The organism is Saliniramus sp. (assembly GCF_035311605.1).
GTDB lineage: Bacteria > Pseudomonadota > Alphaproteobacteria > Rhizobiales > Beijerinckiaceae > Saliniramus.
Genome location: NZ_DATGCW010000165.1, coordinates 1 through 4,028 on the forward strand (window position 1 = coordinate 1; position 4,028 = coordinate 4,028).

At 65.3% G+C, this 4,028-nt stretch carries 4 protein-coding genes; 3 read left to right on the forward strand and 1 reads right to left on the reverse strand.

The features are described from left to right. Nucleotides 1-63: 63 nt before the first annotated feature. Nucleotides 64-957 carry a dihydrodipicolinate synthase family protein gene (locus tag VKP01_RS07820; protein ID WP_324411594.1) on the reverse strand — a complete coding sequence of 298 codons (894 nt, stop codon included), beginning with the start codon at nucleotides 955-957 and terminating at the stop codon, nucleotides 64-66. A 424-nt stretch (nucleotides 958-1,381) separates the two neighbouring features. On the opposite strand from VKP01_RS07820, the gene VKP01_RS07825 reads away from it, so the two are divergent. From VKP01_RS07825 to VKP01_RS07835, 3 genes are all read left to right on the forward strand, one after another. Further along, nucleotides 1,382-2,296, forward strand: coding sequence for an aliphatic sulfonate ABC transporter substrate-binding protein (locus VKP01_RS07825; protein WP_324411595.1), 915 nt, complete (start codon nucleotides 1,382-1,384; stop codon nucleotides 2,294-2,296). 145 nt (nucleotides 2,297-2,441) lie between these two features. Continuing rightward, nucleotides 2,442-3,227, forward strand: a complete 786-nt coding sequence (locus VKP01_RS07830) for an ABC transporter permease (RefSeq protein WP_324411596.1) — start codon at nucleotides 2,442-2,444, stop codon at nucleotides 3,225-3,227. Next, nucleotides 3,227-4,003 (forward strand): ABC transporter ATP-binding protein, encoded by a 777-nt coding sequence (locus tag VKP01_RS07835; RefSeq protein WP_324411597.1) that lies wholly within the window; start codon nucleotides 3,227-3,229, stop codon nucleotides 4,001-4,003. Before VKP01_RS07830 ends, VKP01_RS07835 begins: the two co-directional genes overlap by 1 nt. Nucleotides 4,004-4,028 lie beyond the last annotated feature (25 nt).

Sequence of the window (4,028 nt, forward strand, 5' to 3'; positions counted from 1 at the left end):
GAGCTCGCCAAGGCGATGGAGCGGATGGCGCAGCGCTGACCCCGTTCTCGCGAACGCGCGGTGTCATCGCGGATCGCAGGCTGCGATGATCTTCGCAATGCGTTCACGTTCGGCTCCCGTGATCTCGCGCAGGGGCGCAGGCAGGCTGTCTGGCTTGGTGAGACCCATCAGCGTGGCGGCAGTCGCGATCACCCGCAGCCCCCCGCCATTGCGCGCGAAGGCATCCCAGAACGGGGCGAGCGCGTGTGACAGCTCCATCGTCCGCGCCGCATCACCAGCCTGAGCAGCGCGGGTCAGGGCGAGCGCAGCCTGCGGGAAGAGACCGCCAATGACCGAATACCACGCATCACATCCCGCATTCAGGCCAGTCGCGGCGAAGGCATCGCCGCTGACCCCGATCGTGACCCGCGCCGGAACGAGGCCGCGCAGCCTTGTCACATGCGCGCGCGCGGCTTCCGGCTCCGCAGGCACGCCCGGTATCTTGATCGAGCCGATCTGCGGCAGCGCAGCGAGCGCTGCATAGAGATCATCGTCAAAATCGAAATGCGTGGTGCGCGGATTGTCGTAGACGCAGATCGGCACGGATGCGTTTCTGGCCACGGCCTCGAACAAGCCGTAGACCTCGTCGGGCCGCAGCGGCTGATAGGAGACCGGCGCCAGCAGAAGCCCGGAGACTCCCGCCGCCTGCGCGTCCTGCGCATGGTACAACACGTCCCGCTGGCGCAGGGCACCGATGCCCAGCATGACCGGGATCCCCGCCGCATGCTCCACCGCCAGCGCCGCAGCGCGCCGGCGTTCGGCCCGATCGAGATAGGGGTAGCTGCCGGTCGAACCGAGCGCGCCGATCGAATCGACCCCCGCAGCGACAAGGCGCTGAACCAGCCCGATGAAGGCTGCTTCGTCGATCCCCTGCACATCCAGCGGCGTCAGCGGAAAGGCACTCAGACCCTTGAACATGGCGAACTCGCATTGTGAAGACGACGGCGGATCAGACCCGATATGCAAGCGCGGCGCAAGCGTGTGAAGCCACTGAGAGGGATATGCGCAGGCCGCGCATCAGGGGTCAGGCGGTGCGATCGAGGCGGGCCACCCCCCTCTCCCGCATGAAAGGGTGGCCTCTTCCCCAGGGCGCCGGTAAATTTAACATAATTTTTTGTATTTTATTTTTTAAAGCAACCATGATTGACAAATTAAACGACATCGTTCTACAAAACGAACGGATTGATCCAGCCGCACAACAATCTCCGCGTGGGCTTTTTGTCGATTAAACACGCATACGGTCAGACTTCATCACAAACTTAAGGCGAAAGGGCAAGCCATGCGCCGTTTCACGCGATTCAAAAAGGTCCTCGCAAGCTTTGTCACCCTGGCAGCGTTCGGCATGACGAACGTCTCTGCCCAGACTCCCGACGAGATCCGCGTCGATTACGCCACCTATAACCCGGTGAGCCTGCTCCTGAAGGAGCGCGGCTATCTCGAGGAAGCGTTGGCGGAAGACGGGATCGACGTGCGCTGGGTGCAGTCTCACGGCTCCAACCGGGCCCTCGAATTCCTCAATGCCGGCTCCCTCGATTTCGGTTCGACCGCCGGCGCCGCATCCCTGATCGGGCGCATCAACGGTAATCCGATCAACGCGATCTACGTCTATTCCCAGCCGGAATGGACCGCGCTCGTCACCCAGGCCGACAGTGATATCCAAAGCGTTGCGGATCTCGCCGGCAAGACCGTTGCGGTGACGCGCGGCACCGATCCGCATATCTTCCTGGTGCGCGCACTGGCCTCAGCCGGTCTGAACGAGCGCGACGTGCGTCTCGTGCTGCTGCAGCATGCCGATGGCCGCCTCGCATTGGAGCGCGGCGACGTGCAGGCCTGGGCCGGGCTCGATCCGATGATGGCGGCTTCCGAGCTGGAAAGCGGCGCGCGCCTGTTCTACCGCGATGCCGATGCCAATAGCTGGGGCATTCTCAACGTGCGCACGGCCTTTGCCGAGGAGCATCCGGAACTGGTCGAGCGCGTCATCGCCGCCTATGAGCGCGCCCGTGAGGAAGCGCTGGCCGACCCGGAAGCGATCCAGGCACTGTTTCGCGATTTCACCCGTCTGCCGGAGGATGTCGTCGCGCGCCAGTTCGAGCGTACCGATCTGACCCATTCCGGCATCGGCGAAGCCCAGCGCGACACCATTCTGCAGGCCGGCCTTGCCCTTCAGGAAGCGGGCGTGATCCGCCGCAATGTCGAAGTCGAGACGCATCTCGACGCACTGATCGAGACGCGCTTCAACCCAGATTCGACACAGTAACTGAAGCGTGCATGGCGCGACGAAACGCGAGGAGACGAGCATGGCCCTGCCGCAGGCAGCAGAAATCCATGACGAAACCACGCCGCCGGCAGGCTCACAACAGCCTGCCGCAACGGTTTTGGCGCCGAATGCAGCCGGATCCCGCATGCATTCGCGCAGGCGCTGGTTCGGTGATGAGCTCACCCTCGCCTTGATCCTGCCACTCGGGCTCGCCATCGGCTGGGAAGCTGCGGTCAGCTTTGGCCTCGCCGAGGGACGGCTGATGCCGCCGCCGAGCCGAATCGCGAGCGCTCTCCACGAGCTTACCGTCTATGGTGATCTCTGGCGGCATGTCTGGGCGACGCTCTGGCGGGTTCTGGTCGGTTTCGCGCTGGGTGCTGTCGCCGGCATCATTCTCGGCGCGCTCTCGGGAGCAAGCGGGCTGCTGCGCAATCTGCTCGATCCGACGCTGCAGGCCTTGCGCTCGGTGCCCTCGATCGCCTGGGTCCCGCTTTTCATACTTTGGTTCGGGATCTTCGAAACCTCGAAAATCGTGCTGATCGCCGTGGGTGTGTTCTTCCCCGTCTATCTCGGCGTGGCGCAGGGCATTCTTTCCGTTGATCGCAAGCTCGTCGAGGTCGGCCGGGCGTTCCGGCTCTCGCGTCTGGCGATGGCCCGGCGCATCCTGCTGCCGGCGATCCTGCCGGAGACGCTTACCGCCCTGCGCTCCGGGCTCGGCCTCGGTTTCATGTTCGTGGTTGCCGCCGAGTTCATGGGTGCCTCGGAGGGGCTCGGCTATCTGCTCGTCGACGGCCAGCAGATGGGCATGACAGACCAGATCGTCGCCGCCATCATCGCCTTCGCCCTGCTCGGCAAGGCCGCCGACTGGTTGCTCGTCAGCCTCACCAGTCCGCTCATCCGCTGGCAGGATACCGTCAGGGAGCGCCTGTAATGCTCACGCTTTCGCATCTCGGCAAGACCTATGCGGACGGGACGAGGGCCCTGTCCGACATCAATCTGGAGATCCGCACCGGCGAGATCGCCGCGCTGATCGGCGGCTCCGGCTGCGGCAAGACCACGCTCCTGCGCCTTGCCGCGGGCCTCGACCACGCCACGGGCGGGACGATCAGCCTGGATGGCGAGATGATCAGCGGCCCGCATCCCGCCGTCGCCGTGGTCTTTCAGGAGCCACGCCTCCTGCCCTGGCTCAGCGTCACCGACAATGTCGGCTTCGGCATCGACCATCTGCCGCGTGCCGAGCGCGATGCGCGCATCATGCATGCGCTGGAGCGGATCGGCCTGTCGGACCATGCCGGGCGCTGGCCGCGCGATCTCTCCGGCGGCCAGCAACAGCGCGTCGCCATCGCCCGCGCGCTGGTGACGCGCCCCAAGCTGCTCCTGCTCGACGAGCCGTTCTCCGCGCTGGATGCCTTCACCCGCGCGAGCCTGCACGGGGCCCTTCTCGATCTGTGGGAGGATGTGCGCCCGATCGTGCTGATGGTCACCCATGACGTTTCAGAGGCCGTGACGCTGGCCGACCGCGCCTTCGTCATGCGCGCGCGCCCCGGGCGCATCCATGACGAATTGCCGATCACCCTCGCTCGCCCCCGCCAGCAGACGCGCACCGGTTTCGAGCAGGATGTCAGACGCTTGCTGGAAGCGCTCGACGAGGCCCGCCAGCCGCCCCAGACCGAGCACGCCGCACAGGCGGCGGGCCATTGGTGGTGACGTGCGCGGCAAACCGCTTTAACCC

Excerpts from the sequence above, each read along its gene's own strand:
- VKP01_RS07820 (WP_324411594.1), bottom strand. The coding sequence starts at position 957 with ATGTTCAAGGGTCTGAGTGCCTTTCCGCTGACGCCGCTGGATGTGCAG.
- VKP01_RS07825 (WP_324411595.1), top strand. The coding sequence starts at position 1,382 with ATGACGAACGTCTCTGCCCAGACTCCCGACGAGATCCGCGTCGATTAC.
- VKP01_RS07830 (WP_324411596.1), top strand. The coding sequence starts at position 2,442 with ATGCATTCGCGCAGGCGCTGGTTCGGTGATGAGCTCACCCTCGCCTTG.
- VKP01_RS07835 (WP_324411597.1), top strand. The coding sequence starts at position 3,227 with ATGCTCACGCTTTCGCATCTCGGCAAGACCTATGCGGACGGGACGAGG.